Origin of the sequence: Aeromonas sp. 82P (assembly GCF_051919365.1) — a bacterium.
GTDB classification, from domain to species: Bacteria; Pseudomonadota; Gammaproteobacteria; order Enterobacterales; family Aeromonadaceae; genus Aeromonas; species Aeromonas veronii.
Genome location: NZ_JBQBEV010000001.1, coordinates 2,171,310 through 2,190,235 on the forward strand (window position 1 = coordinate 2,171,310; position 18,926 = coordinate 2,190,235).

14 protein-coding genes are annotated in these 18,926 nt (G+C 60.2%); 5 read left to right on the forward strand and 9 right to left on the reverse strand.

Going from position 1 to position 18,926, the window contains the following annotated elements; translation table 11 throughout:
* Window positions 1-323 precede the first annotated feature (323 nt).
* Both pepT and dcuC read left to right on the forward strand, forming a co-directional pair.
* Window positions 324-1,562 (forward strand): peptidase T, encoded by a 1,239-nt coding sequence (gene pepT / locus ACTG2S_RS10025; RefSeq protein WP_201945419.1) that lies wholly within the window; start codon window positions 324-326, stop codon window positions 1,560-1,562.
* 9 nt (window positions 1,563-1,571) lie between these two features.
* Entirely contained in the window at window positions 1,572-2,945 is a 1,374-nt protein-coding gene (gene dcuC, locus ACTG2S_RS10030; RefSeq protein WP_201945418.1) for a C4-dicarboxylate transporter DcuC, read from the forward strand.
* A 101-nt stretch (window positions 2,946-3,046) separates the two neighbouring features.
* On the opposite strand, the gene ACTG2S_RS10035 is transcribed toward dcuC, so the two are convergent.
* From ACTG2S_RS10035 to ACTG2S_RS10055, 5 genes are all read right to left on the reverse strand, one after another.
* Window positions 3,047-3,571 (reverse strand): acyloxyacyl hydrolase, encoded by a 525-nt coding sequence (locus ACTG2S_RS10035; RefSeq protein ID WP_201945415.1) that lies wholly within the window; start codon window positions 3,569-3,571, stop codon window positions 3,047-3,049.
* Window positions 3,572-3,819: 248 nt separating this feature from the next.
* Window positions 3,820-5,484: an asparagine synthase B gene (gene asnB, locus ACTG2S_RS10040; RefSeq protein ID WP_274160398.1), complete on the reverse strand. Its 1,665-nt coding sequence runs from the start codon at window positions 5,482-5,484 to the stop codon at window positions 3,820-3,822.
* A 192-nt stretch (window positions 5,485-5,676) separates the two neighbouring features.
* Window positions 5,677-6,045 carry a cupin domain-containing protein gene (locus ACTG2S_RS10045; RefSeq protein ID WP_274160399.1) on the reverse strand — a complete coding sequence of 123 codons (369 nt, stop codon included), beginning with the start codon at window positions 6,043-6,045 and terminating at the stop codon, window positions 5,677-5,679.
* A gap of 130 nt (window positions 6,046-6,175) precedes the next feature.
* Window positions 6,176-7,750, reverse strand: coding sequence for a cation:proton antiporter family protein (locus ACTG2S_RS10050; protein WP_005337288.1), 1,575 nt, complete (start codon window positions 7,748-7,750; stop codon window positions 6,176-6,178).
* Window positions 7,751-7,804: 54 nt separating this feature from the next.
* Entirely contained in the window at window positions 7,805-8,554 is a 750-nt protein-coding gene (locus ACTG2S_RS10055; protein ID WP_005337281.1) for an HAD-IIA family hydrolase, read from the reverse strand.
* 197 nt (window positions 8,555-8,751) lie between these two features.
* Here ACTG2S_RS10055 and ACTG2S_RS10060 point away from each other — a divergent pair, with 197 nt between their 5' ends.
* Window positions 8,752-9,816, forward strand: coding sequence for an adenosine deaminase (locus ACTG2S_RS10060; protein WP_439982420.1), 1,065 nt, complete (start codon window positions 8,752-8,754; stop codon window positions 9,814-9,816).
* A gap of 111 nt (window positions 9,817-9,927) precedes the next feature.
* Here ACTG2S_RS10060 and ACTG2S_RS10065 read toward each other — a convergent pair whose 3' ends face one another.
* The 4 genes from ACTG2S_RS10065 to ACTG2S_RS10080 all read right to left on the reverse strand — a co-directional run bounded on the left by ACTG2S_RS10065 (window position 9,928) and on the right by ACTG2S_RS10080 (window position 15,142).
* Window positions 9,928-10,914: a zinc-binding dehydrogenase gene (locus ACTG2S_RS10065; protein WP_439982422.1), complete on the reverse strand. Its 987-nt coding sequence runs from the start codon at window positions 10,912-10,914 to the stop codon at window positions 9,928-9,930.
* A 147-nt stretch (window positions 10,915-11,061) separates the two neighbouring features.
* Window positions 11,062-12,183, reverse strand: coding sequence for an alkene reductase (locus tag ACTG2S_RS10070; protein ID WP_439982425.1), 1,122 nt, complete (start codon window positions 12,181-12,183; stop codon window positions 11,062-11,064).
* Window positions 12,184-12,379: 196 nt separating this feature from the next.
* Window positions 12,380-13,915 (reverse strand): TerC family protein, encoded by a 1,536-nt coding sequence (locus ACTG2S_RS10075; protein ID WP_439982427.1) that lies wholly within the window; start codon window positions 13,913-13,915, stop codon window positions 12,380-12,382.
* Window positions 13,916-14,215: 300 nt separating this feature from the next.
* Window positions 14,216-15,142 (reverse strand): cation diffusion facilitator family transporter, encoded by a 927-nt coding sequence (locus ACTG2S_RS10080; RefSeq protein WP_439982432.1) that lies wholly within the window; start codon window positions 15,140-15,142, stop codon window positions 14,216-14,218.
* Between the two features lie 167 nt (window positions 15,143-15,309).
* Between ACTG2S_RS10080 and ydiJ the strand changes: the two genes are divergently transcribed.
* Together ydiJ and ACTG2S_RS10090 are read left to right on the forward strand one after the other, a co-directional pair.
* On the forward strand, window positions 15,310-18,381 hold the full coding sequence (ydiJ, locus tag ACTG2S_RS10085) for a D-2-hydroxyglutarate dehydrogenase YdiJ (protein WP_439982434.1): 3,072 nt from the start codon (window positions 15,310-15,312) through the stop codon (window positions 18,379-18,381).
* On the forward strand, window positions 18,381-18,869 hold the full coding sequence (locus tag ACTG2S_RS10090) for a hypothetical protein (RefSeq protein ID WP_274160405.1): 489 nt from the start codon (window positions 18,381-18,383) through the stop codon (window positions 18,867-18,869). The genes ydiJ and ACTG2S_RS10090 overlap by 1 nt, the downstream gene beginning before the upstream one ends.
* Window positions 18,870-18,926: the final 57 nt, after the last annotated feature.

Sequence of the window (18,926 nt, forward strand, 5' to 3'; positions counted from 1 at the left end):
ATGTGTCTGGCCCGGGTAGTGGATTTCGCTACCCGATACGAAAGTAGAGTCTTTCATTCAGGTTTTTATTTCGCCTTTCAGCATATCGGTTACGTGATCAGCTACCCACTTTTGGTTATCTGAGAGCTTTTATGCGGTCTTTCTGTGTTATTTATCACTACCCATTGATTCGACTGTGATGGGCACTCTCTTTATCCATCTCATTTTTTCTCGTTAATCCAAGGCGTTATCGCTTCATCAGACGGCTGTTTGCAGAAAAAGGCGACCGCGCCGCCGGATCTCGTCACAGCATCATATCCGTCACTACTCACAGGACTACCGCAATGCATATTGTCGACAGATTTTTGGGATACACCGCCATCAATACCACCACCAATCGTGAAGCGGGCGCCGCCGGGGTAATGCCCTCCTCCCCGGGGCAGCGGGTACTGGCTGACAAGGTGGCAGAGGAGCTGATCGCCCTGGGGTTGACCGTGGAGGTGGCGGATAGCGCCATCCTGACCGCCATACTTCCTGCCAATGTGGCGGGGGATCTGCCCACCGTGGCCTTCTTTGCTCATCTCGATACCAGTGCTGAACACACCAACGACACCCATGCCCAAGTAGTGGCCTATGAAGGGGGCGATATCTGCCTCAATGCCGACCAGCAGATCACCCTGCGTCTGAGCGAGTTCCCCGAGCTGGCCAACTATGTCGGTGATCGGATCATCGTGACCGACGGCACCAGCCTGCTGGGGGCCGATGACAAGGCGGCCATCGCCGCCATCGTCAATGCGGTTGCCTATCTGCAGGCACATCCGGAGATCCCCCACGGCACCATCAAAATTGGTCTGGTACCTGACGAGGAGCAGGGATTGCGCGGGGCCAAGGCGTTCGATACCGAACGTTTTGGCGCTGACTTCGCCTATACCCTCGACTGCTGCGGCATTGGCGAGCTGGTCTATGAGAACTGGAATGCGGGGGATGCGGAGTTTGTCTTTCACGGTGCCTCGGCCCACCCCATGTCGGCCAAGGGCAAGCTGAAGAACTCGCTGCTGATGGCGCACAAGTTTATCGCCATGCTGCCGGGGGGCGAAGCGCCCGAATATACCGAGGGGCGCGAGGGTTACTACTGGGTCAAGCAGATGCAGGGCAACAGCGCCCAAACTGTGCTCAAGCTGGATGTGCGCGACTTCACTCAGGATGGGTATCAGCAACGAATGACCCTGCTCGACACCCTCGGCAAGAGCTGTCAGGCCCTGTGGGGTGAGCAGAGCGTGAGTTACCACTTGAGCGATCGCTACAGCAATGTCTTCAACAGCTTGCAGGGGGAGAACCGCTATCCCATAGAACTGGCGCTGGCCGCCTACGAGACCCTTGGGATCACCCCAAACCCCATCCCGATGCGCGGTGGTTATGATGGCGCCGTGCTCTCCCAGAAGGGATTGCCTTGCCCGAACCTCTTCACCGGTGCCCACAACTTTCACTCCATCTACGAGTACCTGCCGGTCAGCTCCCTCGAGGCGGCCAGTGCCGTGGTGATCGAGATAATCAAGCTCACCCACACCCGTTTCAGCCGCTAAGGAGTCGTCATGTATCAGGTAGTGATTGCAGTGCTGGTCATCGTGCTGGTGGCCAGACTGATCCTGAAAGGCTATCGGGCCGAGCCGGTGCTGTTTGCCGCCGGTCTGGTGCTGATGGTGGCAAGCCAGCTGGCAGGGTGGGGGAGTGTGCTACCCAAAGGGGTCGAGAGCACCGGGATTGCCCTGTTTGACCCCTTCGAGGTGATGCGGGATCTCTTCAGCTCCCGGGCGGCCGATCTTGGCTTGATGATCATGGCGCTGATGGGCTTTGCCCATTACATGGATCATATCGGTGCCAACGATGCGGTGGTGCGCATTGCGATTCGTCCGCTGCGCCGTTTGCGATCCCCCTATGTGTTGCTGTTCTTCTCCTACCTGCTGGCCAGCGTGCTACAACTGGCGATCCCCTCGGCGACCGGTCTGGCGGTGCTGTTGATGGCGACCCTTTTCCCCATCATGGTGGGGCTGGGCCTCTCTGCGGCCTCGTCAGCCGGGGTGATCGCCACCTCCCTCGGGGTGGCCTATACCCCGACCGCCATTGATGCCATCCGTGCAACCGATGCGGTGGGCATGGGCCACAACGTGATCGAGTATGTCTATACCTATCAGGGCCCTGCAGCGCTGGCGACAGTGCTGGTGGTGGGCTTGATGCACGTATTTTGGCAACGTCGTTGCGATCTGCAGGACGGACACCAGCATCAGGGCGCGGCTACGGCGGATGAGTCGGCGCAACAGGTCGGAGTTCCCGGCTTTTATGCCATTTTGCCGATGCTGCCCATCATCATGGCAGTGGGCTTCTCTTCCCTGTTTGTCGATCACATCAAGCTTAACGTCATCACCATAGTCATGATTTCGATGTTTATCAGCATGGTGGTGGAGGCAGCCAGAACCCGTGACATGAAGCAGGTGTGCGGCGGTTTCAGCCACTTCCTTAACGGCATGGGGTCAGCGTTCAGCAACGTGGTGGGGCTGCTGGTGGCGGCGGGGATCTTCGCCCACGGCATCAAGGTGCTGGGGGTGATCGATATCCTTATTGTCGGCGCCGAACATGTAGGTTTGCCCGCATTTGCCATGGCGATCGTCTTTGCGCTGGTCACCCTTGCGGCGGCCATCATTATGGGCTCCGGCAATGCGCCCTTCCTCGCCTTTGTCGAGCTGATCCCGCAGATCGCAGCCAGTATGGGGGTAAATACCGCTTCCATGATCCTGCCTATGCAGCAGGCGTCCCATATGGGGCGCGCCATGTCACCGGTATCCGGGGTGATAATTGCTGTCTCCAGTGGCGCCAAGCTGACGCCATTTACGGTGATCAAGCGCACCTCGGTTCCCCTGATGGTCGGTTTTGTCTTCCATACCCTGATCGTGGGGATCTTCTATCTGTAACTGCCCCTTCGGTTATCAGGAGATGAAATAACCAAAAGCCCTTCACCATGGTGAAGGGCTTTTTGCATCGCGTTATGTTGCTTGCCGTGGGGCGCGTCCAGCTAAAAACGGTACTCGATATGGAGGGTATGGCTGTCCAGCCCCGGGTTCTTGTCATACATATAGGCGTTGGACATGTGCTCATACTGATAGCCGATCAGCCAATTCTTGGTGATGGCGTAGCCGAGGCCGATACCCAGAGCGAACTGGAAGGGGCCGCCGTAATCCTTGTAGCCGTGGCCGCGAGTGCCAAATTGGTACTGATCGAGCCAGACCATTTCGCCGGGGAGCCAGGTCACCCAGTTACCCCATTGGCATTCGATACGGGCGCCGCCCCCCAGTCTGGCGGTCTCTTCATCTTCTACCTTGAGCGTACCGCCACGTACCCCCAGCCCAAATTGACAGCCTGAGTCTCCCCAGCGCCAGAACATGTGGTGGAACTTGGCGTCGGCGATGTTGATGTCGAGCTTTTCATTGCTGAAGGCCTTGCCAAGCTGCAGTACCACGATATTGTCATTCGCCATTGCAGACGGACTGGCGAGCAGTGCTGTCAGCAGGCCGATCCTTGATAGAGTGTTAGCGTCCATGCCCCCTCCCGATCCTTGCTGTCATCCTGGTGATCCTGTTGATCACCCTTCAGGCATAGTCAATCGACGCGCTCCCTGTCAATGCATGGTCACTCGGTAAAAAAAATTAAATATTTATGAAAAATCAACTATCTGCATGGCCTGATGTGATTTGGCGGGCGTGGCAATGGGGACATGAAAAAGCCCTTCACCATGGTGAAGGGCTTTTTGCTATCTGGCGTTAGCCGCTGGGGTCGCCCCGCTCTGGCTTAGTAGCCCTGTTGGTGCACGTCCATCACGGCGCGGCCAGATGGGTCTGCCATCTCCTTGAACTTGGCATCCCACTCAAGGGCTGTCGGAGTGGAGCAGGCGACCGACTTGCCGTAAGGCACGGTGCGGGCGGCGGCTTCCAGCGGGAAGTGCTCGTCGAAGATGGCGCGATAAAAATAGGCCTCCTTGGTGAGCGGGGTGTTGATGGGGAAGCGGAATGCCGCCGCCTCGAACATCTGATCCGTCACTTCGGTCTCGACCATCGCCTTCAGGCTGTCGATCCACGAATAACCTACGCCGTCGGAGAACTGCTCCTTCTGGCGCCACGCCACTTCGTGGGGTAACAGCTCCTCGAACGCTTCGCGCAGGATATGCTTCTCGATCTTGCCCTTGCCACACATCTTGTCGGCAGGTTGCAGGCGCATCGCCACGTCCATGAACTCCTTGTCGAGGAAGGGCACACGACCTTCCACACCCCAGGCGGCCATCGACTTGTTGGCACGCAGGCAGTCATAGAGGTGCAAAGAGGCGAGCTTGCGCACGTTCTCTTCGTGGAACTCTTTGGCGTTGGGCGCCTTGTGGAAGTAGAGGTAGCCACCGAACAGCTCGTCAGAGCCTTCGCCGGAGAGTACCATCTTGATCCCCATCGCCTTGATGTAACGGGCCATCAGGTACATGGGGGTGGAGGCACGGATGGTGGTGACGTCATAGGTCTCGAGGTGATAGATGACATCCGTCAGGGCATCCAGACCCTCCTGCACGGTGAAGTGGATCTGGTGGTGGATGGTGCCGAGGTGATCAGCCACCTTGCGGGCGGCGGCGAGATCCGGCGACCCTTCCAGACCGACGGCGAAGGAGTGCAGTTGCGGCCACCAGGCTTCGCTCTTACCATCGTCCTCGATGCGGCGCGCCGCATAGAGCTTGGTGATAGCGGAGATGACGGAGGAGTCCAGTCCGCCGGAGAGCAGCACGCCATAGGGCACGTCACACATCAGCTGGCGTTTGACCGCCGCTTCCAGCGCGGCTTTCAGCTCGGCCTTGTCGCTGACGTTGTGCTCGACCGCGCTGTATTCCATCCAGTCGCGCTTGTACCACTGTTTGAGCTCGCCATCCTTGCTCCACAGATAGTGTCCCGGCGGGAAGGTTTCGACGCTCTTGCAGACCGGCACCAGCGCCTTCATTTCGGAGGCGACATAGAAGTTGCCGTGCTCATCGCGACCGGTATAGAGGGGGATGATCCCCATGTGGTCGCGACCAATCAGGTAGGCATCCTGTTCGGCGTCATAAAGAATGAAGGCAAAGATGCCGTTGAGATCGTCGAGAAACGCCGGGCCCTTCTCCTTGTAGAGAGCGAGCAGCACTTCACAGTCGGATTTGGTCTGGAACTGGAAGTCGACCTTGAGGCTCTTCTCCAGCTCCTTGTGGTTGTAGATCTCGCCGTTGACGGCTAATACGTGAGTGCGCTCTGGGTTGTAGAGCGGCTGGGCGCCATTGCCCGGATCGACGATGGCCAGACGCTCATGCACCAGAATGGCTTTGTCTGAGCTGTAGACACCGGACCAGTCAGGCCCGCGGTGACGAAGTCGCTTGGACATCTCCAGCGCCGATTTGCGCAGGGCGACTGCATCGGACTTGATATCCAGAATGCCGAAAATTGAACACATTGGCGGTAATCCTCTTGATTTTTATATGAGCCCCCCACGTTTGGGCTCGAAATTCCATTTACATTCCTCGTCAGACACAATGCCTAGCGGAAAAACCTTTTGCAAGCGGGAAAACCGCAGAAAATCATGCCGTAAGCGTCAATCGGATCAACAGGATAAGGGCTGCTGCAACGGGGCAGGGTGACGTGAACGTCAAGCTGAGGCGGGTTCGAAGATCACATAGACCTTGCGACAGGGAGTGAGGGTCTCCCACTCGCCGACAAAGCCTGCCGGAATCACGAATTGATCGCCGGGTTTGAGGGCCCGCTGGCCGCCCTGACTGTCGTGGATCACCACATCCCCCTCTAGCAACTGGCAATACTCGTGCTCGGTGTAGTGGATGGCCCAGCGGCCCGGCTCGCAAGCCCAGAAGCCGATGTGAAACTGCTGGCTGGGATCGGAGTAGTGGTTCCACACCGTCTGACTCGGGTTGCCCGCTTTAATGCGTTCAGGGGCAGGCATTAGCGGGGTAGGGGCCGCCTCGTGGCGATCGAGCAAAATCCAGTCGTTGAGGGTCTTCATGGTGCCTCCTTGGCTGCGGCAGATAGGAAAGCGGGGCCATCCCGGCCCCGCGTTTGTTCGTTTTATTAAACGAGGTTGTGCATAACTTAAACGATGCGAATTCCCTTGCCAAGGGCTGCTGGCCGACGATTCAAAGCGGCTGCAAGCGGCGGATCACATGACGGGCAAAGCCGCTGCCCGCTTCGTTGTAGACGTTGAACACTGCATCCACCCCCTGCTCCTGCAGGGAGGCGATATCATCCTCGAAGCGGACGATGGCGGCTATCTTGCCGTTGAACCCGTGGCTGCGCAGCTTCTCGATGGCGTAGAGATTCCCCGAGTGGTGGGGCATCGCCAGCAGCACCAGATTGACCTGATTGGAGAGCAGCACCTTGTCCCAGAAGTCGGTATCGGTGGCATCCCCCTCGATGACGTTCATCCCCTGGGCGCGCAGGGTGGGCAGTTTCTCGCTGTCGTTCTCCACCCCGAGGATGACGTTGCCGTACTTGTTCTCCAGCTCGAAGTAGGCCCCCTGACCGATCCGTCCCATGCCGAGGATGATCACCTCGGCATCGCCCAATTCGATGGGTCTGTCTTCCGGATGGAGGTTGCTTGCCTGCAATCCCCGCAGCCAGTGGCCGATGCGGTGGTAAATGCGCTCGCTCTGGGCATTGAGCGGGGCGGAGATCATAAAGCTCGCCGCCAGTGCCAGCGAGACCGCCACCAGCCACTCGTGGGAGAGCCAGCCCGCCTTGGCGGCGATGGCCGCGACGATCAGGCCAAACTCCGAGAAGTTGGTGAGCGCCAGGGTCGAGAGCAGGGCGGTACGCACCCGCAGGTGAGCGCCGCTGTAGACCAGATAGTAGAGGACACTTTTGAGCGGCAGGGCCAGCACCAGCGCCAGTGCCAGCAGCATGGTGTCGTGGGTCGGCAGGCCGTTGAGGCCGATGGTGAGAAAGAAGCAGACCAGAAAGAGGTCTTTGAGGTTGAAGAGCGCCTTGGCAAGCCCTGCCGCTGCCGGATGAGAGGCGAGCATCATGCCAATGATGAGGGCGCCCAGATCCGGCTTGAGGCCAACCACTTCAAAACCGGCGGCTCCGACCACCAGTGCCAGAAAGACCCCGAACAGCACCTGCAGCTCGCCGTGACCGGCCCGCTCCAGCAGCTTGAACAGCAGCGGGCGCAGCAGCGGCAATCCCAGCACCCAGAGTGCCCAGATGCTGGGCCACTTGCCGCTGGAAAACGCCAAAAAGGCCACGGCGAACACATCCTGCATCACCAGCACACCGATGGCGATGCGGGCGTAGAGGGCGTTCATGTCGCTGCGATCTTCCAGCACCTTGACTGCGAAGACGGTGCTGGAGAAGGAGAGGGCGAAACCCAGCAGCAGCGCCAGTTTCCAGTCCAGCGAGAGGGCAAGTTCAAGCCCCAGTCCCTTGCAGACCAGCAGAACTACGGTAAAGAGCAGGGTGGAGAGCAGCAGATGCAGGCTGGTGGTGCCCCACACATCGCGCCGCATCAGGGTCTTGATATTGAGCTTGAGACCGATGGTGAACAGCAGCAGGGTGACGCCGAGATCGGCCACCTCGCTCAGGGCGGGGGTATTTTCATATCCCATGCCGTTGAGGATAAAACCGGCGGCCAGAAAGCCGAGCAGGGGGGGCAGGCCAATCAGATTGACTACCATGCCGCAGCCAAAAGCCACGGCGATCAGAATGGGTTCCATAACAGATCCTGCAAGGGCAGGAGAGACCAGCCCTGTTTAATGCATGGGTGGTGATTAGACGATATCGATGTCGACCACGGAGTCGAAAATATGGTTCGGGCGAAACGGCATGCGGTCGATATCGGCGACTTTGCTCACCCCGGAGAGCACCAGCACCGTCTCGAGACCGGCCTGAAAGCCCGCCAGAATGTCGGTGCGCAGGTTGTCGCCGATGATGATGGTATCGTCTGAGTGGGCCTCCATCCGGTTGAGCGCCGCACGGATGATCCAGGCGCTCGGTTTGCCGACATAGAACGGCTTCTTGCCGGTCATTCGCTCGATGGGGGCGCACAGGGCGCCGCAGGCCGGGTGCATCATGGGGCCGTGGGTATCGGGGTTGGTGGCGATAAAGCGGGCCCCCTGATCGACGAACTTGGCCCCCTGTTGCATCATGGTCCAGTTGTAGTTGCGGGTCTCGCCCACCACCACGAAGTCCGGGTCTATGTCGGTGATGGTAAAGCCGGCCTTGTAGAGCTCGTGGGTCAGCGCCCCTTCACCGATCACATACGCCTTTTTGCCATCCTGACGCTTGAGGAAGTCGGCGGTGCCCATGGCGGAGGTGTAGAAGCACTCCTCCGGCACTTCGATACCTGCGGAACGGAAGCGGTTTTGCAGATCCTTCTGGGTCTGGGCCGGGTAGTTGGTGAGGAACAAGAGCTTGCTGCCCTGCTCCAGCAGGCGATGGACGAAACGGTCGGCACCGGGGATGAGATCGTTATTGTGCAGGATGACACCGTCGATATCGCAGATGACGTTCTTCTTCATGAAAACTCCTTGTCAGGGCGCAGGCGAGCCGCCAATCGTTAAGATGTTCAATCATTTATGATTTTTGTGACGCCATTATAAGTCTGTTTGATGACAAGTCTCCCCTGTCTCGCCACTTCGGTGCACAATAAAGCTGCCGTCGGGTCAGTCTGGTGGAGGGGCTGACGCCGGATCACTTTGCTGATGGAGCCGTTGCTATGGACACCCCGATTTCCAAGCCAGTCACACCCGAACACCTCACCGCCGCGCAATTTATCGCCGGACTGCCGAAACTGGAGCTGCACCTGCATATCGAGGGCAGCCTCGAACCCGAGCTGATGTTTGAGCTGGGCCGCCGCAATAATGTGCCACTGCCCTGGCCCGATGTGGCCAGCGTGCGCGCCGCCTATGACTTTGACTGCCTGCAATCCTTTCTCGATCTCTACTATCGCGGCGCCAGCGTGCTGGTGACCGAGCAGGACTTCTTCGACCTCACCTGGGCCTATCTTGCGCGGTGCGCCGCCGACAAGGTGGTGCATGTGGAGATCTTCTTCGACCCGCAGACCCACACTGCCCGCGGTATCCCCTTTGCCACTGTGCTCGGTGGCATCGAGCGGGCGCTGCAGACCGGGGAGAAGGAGTTTGGTATCAGTTGGCGCCTTATCATGAGCTTCTTGCGCCACCTCAGTGAAGAGGAGGCGTTCGCTACGTTGGCAGAGGCTATGCCCCTCCTGTCGCGCATTCATGGCATCGGCCTCGACTCGGGGGAGAAGGGCAATCCGCCCAGCAAATTTGCCCGGATTTTTGCCAAATGCCGCGAGCTGGGGCTGCCGGTGGTGGCCCACGCCGGTGAAGAGGGGCCCGCTGACTACATCTGGCAGGCGATCAACGAGCTTCAGGTATGCCGTATCGATCACGGGGTGCGTTCGGCCGACGATCCCGAGCTGCTGCGCTATCTGGCCGATACCCGGCTGCCGCTCACCGTCTGCCCCCTCTCCAACACCCGGCTCAAGGTATTCGGCAATATTGCCCAGCACAATGTGTTACGGCTGCTGGAGCAGGGGCTCTGCGTCACCATCAACTCGGACGATCCCGCCTACTTTGGCGGCTATATGAACGCCAACTTTGTGGCGCTGGCAGATGGCCTTGGCGCGACCATGAGTCAGCTCTGTCGCTTGTCGCTCAATGCGGTGGAGGCGAGCTGGCTCTCTCTGGCCGACAAGGCGCGGCTGACCCGCGAGATCCGCAGTTATGCCGCGACTCACGGGGTGATCCTGCATTGAGTCAGGCGCCAATGAAGTCGAGATGACATGCACTATATAAAGAGAGGCCCGCCATTACTGGCGGGCCTCTCTTATTTCAAAGGCTGGTGTGGTTATCGGGAAAGGTCAGCGTTATACCACCCGCACCAGGAACTTCTCGCCCTGTCCTTCGCGCTTGAAGCGCTTGAGCAAGGTGGGCAGTGCCTCAAAGTCGCCGACCACCAGCGGCGGCAGGGTCAGCTCGCCGCTCGCCATCTGCACCATCATGGCGACACCGGCGGCGACCAGTCGGCTCCACTGCTTGTCGGTGCCAAAGGCGTGCTGGGCGCCCAGCGCAATCTCGTGCAATGAGTGGCAATGGCTAAAGGCGGGCAACGGATTGTGCGGGATGCGCCCGAGCACAGTCACCATGTGACCGTAGTAGCCCAGCGCGGGCAGCAGGCTCTCTGCCTGTTGGCTGGAGACCAGATCGATGATCCCCTCGAACGGCTCGTTGCCGTTGGCAGTCTGCAAGGTGGCCAGCCAGTCGGGATCCCGATAATCGGCCACCCCCTGCACACCTATCTGCTTGAGCCACTGATGGTGGCGTGAGCTGGCGCTGGCAAAGACCCGCGCACCTTGCTGGAGGGCGAGCTGCACAGCAAAGCGGCCGACGCTGCTACCAGCACCTGTGATGAGCAGCGCTTCCCCGTGCAGGCGCGGCAGCTTGGCCAGCGCCTGCCAGGCGGTGAGACCGGGACAGGGCAGGGCGGCGGCCGCCTCGTCACTCAGGGCATCGGGCACCGGCAGCAGGGCGCGGGCCGGTACTCTAGTGTGGCGGGCAAAGCTGCCGTGGTGGCGCAGGTCGGTGTGATAGGCGACCCGGGCACCGAGACGCAGATGGCTGACGTTGGCGCCGAGGGCCACGATAGTGCCCATGCCATCGACGCCGGGCACCTGACCATCCTGCCAGTGGGAGTGGCCATATTCGATCAGCTTCCAGTCCACCGGATTGAAGGCGATAACCCGATTGGCTACCAGTACCTCGTCAGGGGCGAGCGGTGCCAGGGGCAGATCGGCGAGGGTAAGCTGGGTCGGTTCTCCGGGGGCATGCCAGCACCAGGCTTGGGTGTGATTCATGATGACTCCTTGTGAAAGCGAGGGGAGAGAACAACGAGATCATTGCAACCGTGATTCGGTCAGTCATATCACTGTTGCTAATGCGCAACAATACGGCAGGCCCCAACCAGTGGGGCCTGCTTTACGTGGCCGGTTGGCCATTGGCAATCAGCTGCTGGTCGCTACGTCATCGGCCTGATAGACGGGGTAGTCGGTCAGCCCTTTCTCGCCGCCGCCAAACAGGGTGGCCGGATCGTGGGGGGCCAGCGGATAGCCGTGGCGCAGCCGGTTCGGCAGATCCGGGTTGGCGACGAAGGGGCGACCAAAGCCAATCATGTCGGCCCAGCCCGCTTCGAGGGCGGCGCGGGCGCGATCACCATCATATTTACCGGCGTAGATCAGGGTGTTGGGGAAGGCATCCCGCAGACCTTGCTTGAAGTTCTCCGGCATCAGGGGGGCATCGTCCCAGTCCGCCTCGGCAATGTGCAGGTAGGTGACATTGAGCTGGCCCAGCAGACGGGCGGCCGCCAGATAGGTCTCCTGCGGGTTGGCATCCACGGTGCCGTTGAGGGTGGTGAGCGGCGCAAGACGCACCCCGACACGTTCGGCCCCGATTTCGCTACTGACCGCCTCGGTCACCTCTTTGAGAAAGCGCAGCCGGTTTTCCAGCGATCCGCCATAACTGTCGGTGCGGGCGTTGGATTCGGAGTCGAGGAACTGGTTGATCAGATAACCGTTGGCGGCGTGCAGCTCGATGCCGTCAAAACCGGCGCTGATGGCGTTGCGAGCCGCTTGGCGGAACTGGCCCACCACCGCATCGATATCGGCCTGGGTCATGGCGCGCGGGGTGACGGTCTCGACAAAGCCCGGCGCATCGCTGCCGTTATCGACGAACACCTTGACGCCCACTGCGGGCAGGGCTGAAGCGGAGATGGGCTGGGCGCCGCCGATGTTGTCCGGATGGGTGACCCGGCCCACGTGCCAGAGCTGGGCGAAGATGCTGCCCCCCTTGGCGTGCACGGCATCGGTCACAAGCTTCCAGCCAGCGATCTGCTCGGCACTGTAGATCCCCGGCGTCCAGGCATAGCCCTTGCCCATGGGGTCGATTTGGGTGCCTTCGCTGATGATCAGGCCCGCCTCGGCGCGCTGGGCGTAGTAGCTGGCCATCATGGCGTTGGCCACATCACCGGGCTGACTGGCACGGGAGCGGGTCATGGGGGGCATGACGATGCGGTTGGCAAGGTGCAGCTGGCCGAGGCGCAGCGGGCAGAACAGGTGATCGTGGCTCATCTTGAGTTCCTCATGGTGGAAGTGAGGCCACTTTATGCCGCCATCTTGTTGTGAAAAAGAGGGGTAATTGCACAAGAGAATTGTGCTTGATGCAGCAATCAGTGCAAACCGCCGGGATAGAAGGCGTTGAGGCATAAAGTTGAAGCATAAAAAAGAGGGCCGTATGGCCCTCTTCAGTGTTCTGCTGGTGGCAGGCTCAAGCCGTGGCGGGCATCACTTTCACCCGCTCGATGCGCCGCTCGCTCACCTCGATCACCTCGAAGTTGAGTTGCTGCAGTTGCAACTGCTGGCCCGGGGTGGGCAGGGTGCCGAAGTGGGAGAGCAGCATGCCCGCCAGGGTTACGTATTCATCGCTCTCGCTTACCAGCCCCTCGTGCTCCAGCACCTGCTCCACATGGTGGATGTTGGTGCTGCCGTTGATCAGCCACCCTTCGCCATCGCGCACGATATCCGGGGTTTCGTCCTCATCCGGCAGCTCGCCGACGATGGCCTCCAGCAGATCGTGGGTGGTGACCAGCCCCTGGATCACGCCAAACTCGTCGGAGACCAGAATAAGGCTCCCTTTGGCTTTGCGCAGCTCCGCCAGCAGGCGGATCACGTTGATGGTCTGCGGCACGATAATGGGATCGTTCTGCTTGGCCAGTTCGCTCAAGGATTGCCCTTCGTTCAAGGCAAACAGCAGATCGCGCGCCTTGACCACTCCGATCACCTCGTCCAGATCCCCGTCACAGATAGGGAACAGGCTGTGGGGCTCGCGCTGCAGCAGGGCGCGGATCTCGTCGCTGGAGTCGTTGATATCGATCCAGGCCATCTCCGAGCGCGGGGTCATGATGGTGCGAATGGAGCGCTCGGCCAGCGACAGTACGCCGGTCACCATGTAGCGCTCCTCCTCGCCAAAGCTCACCGGCGCTACGGCAGGGGCATCCAGATCGTCATCCGGCTGATCCCGATAGGCCTTGCTGCCCATCAATTTGAAGATGGCGGCGGTGGTGCGCTCACGCAGGGGCAGCTTGGATTCGTGACGCATGGCACTGCGCTGGGCCAGCTGGTTGAAAAACTCGATCAGCACCGAGAAGCCGATGGCCGCGTAGAGGTAGCCCTTCGGAATATGGAAGCCAAAGCCCTCCGCCACCAGGCTGAAACCGATCATCAGCAGGAAGCTCAGGCAGAGCACCACCACGGTGGGGTGGGCGTTGACGAAGCGGGTCAGCGGCTTGGAAGCGAGCACCATCACCACCATGGCGATGGTCACGGCGGCCATCATCACGCCAAGGTGTTCTACCATGCCGACGGCAGTGATGATGGAGTCGAGCGAGAAGACCGCATCGAGCACCAGAATTTGGGCGATCACCACGCCGAAGCTGGCGTAGGCGCCGACCGGGCCATCATCCTGGGGTTTGGCTTCCAGCCGCTCGTGCAGCTCGGAGGTAGCCTTGAACAGCAGGAACAGGCCGCCCCCCATCAGGATCAGATCCCGACCGGAGAAGGGGTGATCCCACAGGTGCAAAATCGGGGTGGTCAGGGTGACCAGCCATGACATGACGCTCAGAAGTCCTAGTCGCATCAGCAGGGCCAGCGACAGGCCGATGACGCGCGCCTTGTCCCGTTGGGCGGGGGGCAGTTTTTTCACCAGAATGGCGATAAAGACCAGGTTGTCGATCCCCAGCACAATTTCCAGAATGATCAGGGTAAACAGACCGATCCAGATATGGGGATCCAGCAGCAATTCCATTGTGACGACCTCAATAAAAAAAGACAGAGCAAACAGTGATCACGGCGCACGATGGCCGCAGTAACAGCAAGGCAAAGGTGTTATTCAGAGGCGCTGATTAAGCAGAAAAAGATAGGCTTTGACAGAGAGAGACGAAGGGCAACTTCGGGGATTGTCCATGATGGGCAATAAAACCTCGGGTGAAAAATGAGCCCTGATGATAGCGGCTGGCGCCAATTTGGCAAGAGCAGCGTCAGCGAGGCGTGATGGGGTTGTGATGCGACAGGGGAGGCAGCGGTGCCGCTCTCCCCCGTGCGGTCGTTACAACCAGCGCTTTTCGCGGGTGAAACAGACCGAGAGCCAGGCATCCCCCAGGGTGTCGCCAAGGCGAGACCAGAGCTCCTGACGCAGGGCATCCTGACGTTCGACAGGCCACTCCTGACCCGGCGCCACCAGAATGTTCAATTCCAGATCGAAGCGACGACCGCTTTTGGCCAGATGGCTGTAGCACTCGATGCCGTGGCGCTGGCGCAGCGCCTCGATCTCCTGCTCGACTTGCCGTGGCACATCTCCCTTGGGGGCGATCTTCAGCACTTCCCGCAGGTTGCGACCGAGCACCTTGATGGGAATGAGGGTGGCACAGAGGGCCAGCAGCGAGACCAGCACCGGGTCTATGTAGCGGTTGTATTGGCCGTAGCCAATGGCATCAAGGCCAATGGCGACCACGAAACCGATAAGCAGGGTGGCGCTGAGCAGGGTATCCACCAGCCACTCTTTGGAGTCGACCCGCACCAGCTCGGAGTCTACCTGCTCGGCGACCTGGGCTTCGATACGATAGATGATGGCGCAGAAGAAGGTGGAGACGGCGGCATAGATGAGGGCGTGGCCAAGATCGATCTCCCGTCCTCCCTCTAGCAGGGTGGTGATGCCGCTATAGAGAGCGCCAAGGCAGAGCAGCAGAATAATGGCGCCATTGATGACGTTGGTGATGGGCTCGAAGTGGGCGTAGCCATACTGGAAGCGCGCATCGGAAGGGCGGGTAACGAGATAGGCGGTAACAAGACCGAGGCCCGTCATGCCCATGCTGAACAGGGTGAAGATACCATCGAGCATGATGGCGTTGGAACCGACGAAGAGGCCGTAGCCGATGCCGAAGATGGGAAAGGTGATACAACCGAACAGCGACAGGGTAAGCGCCTGTTTTTCGGTGGTGACCAGCGTACTGATAACATGGCTGTGGTGAGCCATAAAAGTCCTCCTTTCAAATGGTGAATATTGCCAAGCGCAAGCGGTTTTCTAGCTGATATACTGCCCGCTCACATGTGAGCGGACTGGCCTGACTGCCATTGACAGGCGGCTGGCCAGTCGTTGTCGCCGGCGTGCCGGCATCAAGCAAAGGATGGGAACAAGGATTCATGATCCCGAGACTCGATTACCAGGACAGTTTGTCACCCGCAACCCTGCAGTTTCTTGAGTTGCTAGAGCGCAGCGCATTTCGTGGTGATATCGAAAAGTCTTATGCAAGCCGGTTGGCGATGGCGACGGATAACAGCGTCTATCAGGTAGTACCTCAGGCGGTTCTCTATCCGCGCAGTGCGGACGACATAGCAGCAATGCTCAAGCTGGCCGCAGAGCCGGCGTTCGCCTCCCTGAGTTTTTTCCCTCGCGGTGGCGGTACCGGCACCAATGGTCAGTCATTGGGCGGCGGCATTATCGTCGATCTCTCCCGTTATATGAACCAGATCATGGAAATTAATCTGGATGAGGGGTGGGTGCGCGCCCAGGCCGGTGTGGTGAAAGACCAGCTCAACGCCTATCTCAAGCCCCACGGCTACTTCTTCTCGCCGGATCTCTCCACCTCCAACCGCGCCACCTTGGGGGGCATGATCAACACCGACGCCTCGGGGCAGGGGTCCCTCGTTTACGGCAAAACCTCGGATCACGTGCTGGGTCTCAAAGCGGTGCTGGAGAATGGCGACATCATGGCGACCGAGCCGCTGACCGGTGAGCGACTGGCCGATAAGCTGGCGCTGGAGAATCGGGAAGGGGAGATCTATCGCACCCTCTATCGCATCGGCAAGGAGCGCCGCACCGACATCGAGGCGACCTTCCCCAAGCTCAACCGCTTTCTGACCGGCTACGATCTCAAGCACCTCTATCAACCCGATACCGACACGCTGGATGTGAGCCGGGTGCTGTGCGGATCTGAAGGGTCTCTCGGCTTTATCACCGAAGCCAAACTCAACATCACACGCATTCCGCGCTATCGCACTCTCGTCAACGTCAAGTACGACAGCTTCCCCTCCGCCCTGCGCAACGCCCCCTTTATGGTGCAGGCCCAGGCGCTGTCGGTGGAGACGGTGGATTCCCGGGTGCTCGGGCTGGCCCGTGCCGACATCATCTGGCATTCGGTGAAAGAACTTATTCAGGATGTGCCCGGCAAGGATCTGCAGGGGCTCAACATCGTCGAGTTTGCCGATACCGATGAGGCAGAACACAAGGCCAAGGTAGCTGAGCTCTGTCGCCGTATCGACGGTCTGCTGGCCAAGGGTGAAGCCGGGATCATCGGCTATCAGGTGTGTGACCACCTGCCGAGCATCGAAACCATCTACACCATGCGCAAGAAGTCGGTGGGGCTACTGGGCAACGCCGAAGGGCGCAAGAAGCCGGTAGCCTTCACCGAAGATACCGCCGTGCCGCCAGAGTCGCTGGCCGATTTCATCATGGAGTTTCGCGCCCTGCTGGATGCCCACGGCCTCGACTACGGCATGTTCGGCCACGTCGATGCCGGTGTGCTGCACGTGCGCCCGGCGCTGGATTTGTGCGATCCCGAGCAGGAGGTGCTGCTGCGCCGCATCTCCGATCAGGTGGTGGCGCTCACCGCCAAATATGGCGGCTTGATGTGGGGGGAGCATGGCAAGGGCTTTCGTTCCGAATACAGCCCCGCCTTCTTTGGCGAGCTGTGGGAAGAGCTGCAGCGGGTCAAGGGGGCGTTCGACCCGACCAACCGCATCAACCCGGGCAAGATCTGTATCCCCTACGGTAGCGGCGCCGAGCTGGTGTCGGTGGATGGGCCCAAGCGCGGCAAGTATGACCGCCAGATCCCGCTCGCGGTGCGCTCCAGCTACACCCGCGCCATGGATTGCAACGGCAATGGTCTGTGCTTCACCTTCGAGACCGACTCGCCCATGTGTCCCTCGGTCAAGATCAGCCGTGATCGTCGCCACTCCCCCAAGGGGCGGGCGGGCCTGATGCGTGAATGGTTGCGTCAGCTGGCGGAGCAGGGCTTTGACCCGCTGGCGGAAGAGGTGGCGCTGCAATCCGGTGGTGTGCGCTTCAAACAGCTGGTGGACAAGGTGCGCAACAGCTGGGCCAAACAGCGCGGCGAGTATGACTTCTCCCACGAGGTGATGGAGGCGATGGCGGGCTGTCTGGCCTGCAAGGCGTGCACCAGCCAGTGCCCGATCAAGGTGGATGTGCCCGATTTTCGCGCCCGCTTTATGCAGCTCTACCACGGCCGCTACCTGCGTGCGCCGAAGGATTACTTCGTCGGCACCGTTGAAAGCTATGCGCCGCTGCTCGCCAAGGCGCCGAAGCTGGTCAACTTCTTCCTCGAAAAAGAGTGGGCCCAGAAGGCGACCGAGAAGAGCATCGGCATGGTCGATGTGCCGCTGCTCTCGGTGCCGACCCTGGCCGAGAGCCTGCACGACAACCGTGCCCGCTATTTTGATCTGCCGGGGTTGGAGCGGATGAGCGCCGAGCAGCGCAAGCAGGTGGTGCTCATCGTGCAGGACCCCTTCACCAGTTATTACGACGCCCCCGTGGTGCGCGACCTGGTGAAACTCGCCAGCAAGCTTGGGTTCCAGCCCTATCTGTTGCCCTTTAAACCCAACGGCAAGCCCCAGCATATCAAGGGGTTCCTGCGGGCCTTTGCCCGCACTGCTGCCAACAGCGCCCAGTTCCTCAACAAGGTGGCGGCGCTTGGCATTCCCATGGTGGGGGTGGATCCGGCCATGGTGCTCTGCTATCGCGACGAGTATGCCAAGGCGCTGGGGTCGGCTCGCGGTGATTTTCAGGTGTTGCTGCCACAGGAGTGGCTGCTCTCGCTGCCGGCAGATCAACTGCCTGCTAGCGCCAACAAGGCAAAGAGCGAGGAGGGGAGTGAGCCCTGGTATCTGTTTGCCCACTGCACCGAGAAGACCGCCAAGCCCTCCACTCACGGTGACTGGAGCACCCTGTTTGGCCGCTTCGGGGCCAGTTTGCAGCCGGTCTCTGTGGGGTGTTGCGGTATGGCGGGCACCTATGGTCACGACGTCAAACAGGTGGAGAACTCTAAGGGCATCTATGGGTTGAGCTGGGCCGAGCCACTCGCTCATCTGCCCAAGGGACGCTGTCTGGCGACCGGCTATTCGTGCCGCAGTCAGGTCAAGCGGATGGAGGGGGAAAAGCTCAAACATCCATTGCAAGCCCTGCTGGAGCTGCTCTGATGCTGACGTTTCCCAAGCGGTTTCGGGTGCCGAAGGCCTATCGGCATCCACGTTTCTTGCTGTTACCCGCCACTCCTGCTCAGGCGGTGGTGGAGTTTGTTGCCATGTTGCGCGAGCGCGAGCAGCTCCATCAGCTGTTTCGCCCGCACGATCTCTGGCCCTCAGCCAACTTCAGCCTGAGCCAGCACGAAGGAGATCTGGAGTGGCAGCAGTCGGAGTTTCTGGCCAAGCGCTCCTTTGCCTATGGCCTCTGGAGCCCAGATCGGGAGCCGCAATTTTGGGGCGGGGTTTATCTCTACCCCTCGGTGCTGCCGGAGGTAGAGGTGGAGCTCTTCTTCTGGAAGGTGGCCGAGGCGCCCATCACGGATGAGGAGTTGGAGATTCAGCTGCGCGACTGGCTCGCCAGGGTGTGGCAGTGGTCAGCCCCTCGCCTGCCGGGGCGAGATGTGCCTTGGTCCGAGTGGCCCGGCGTTACCTACCCCTGGTGACATCCCGCTCAAGGACATGATTGTGTAACACGCAGCGCTGGGCCGGGGCTGCGTTGT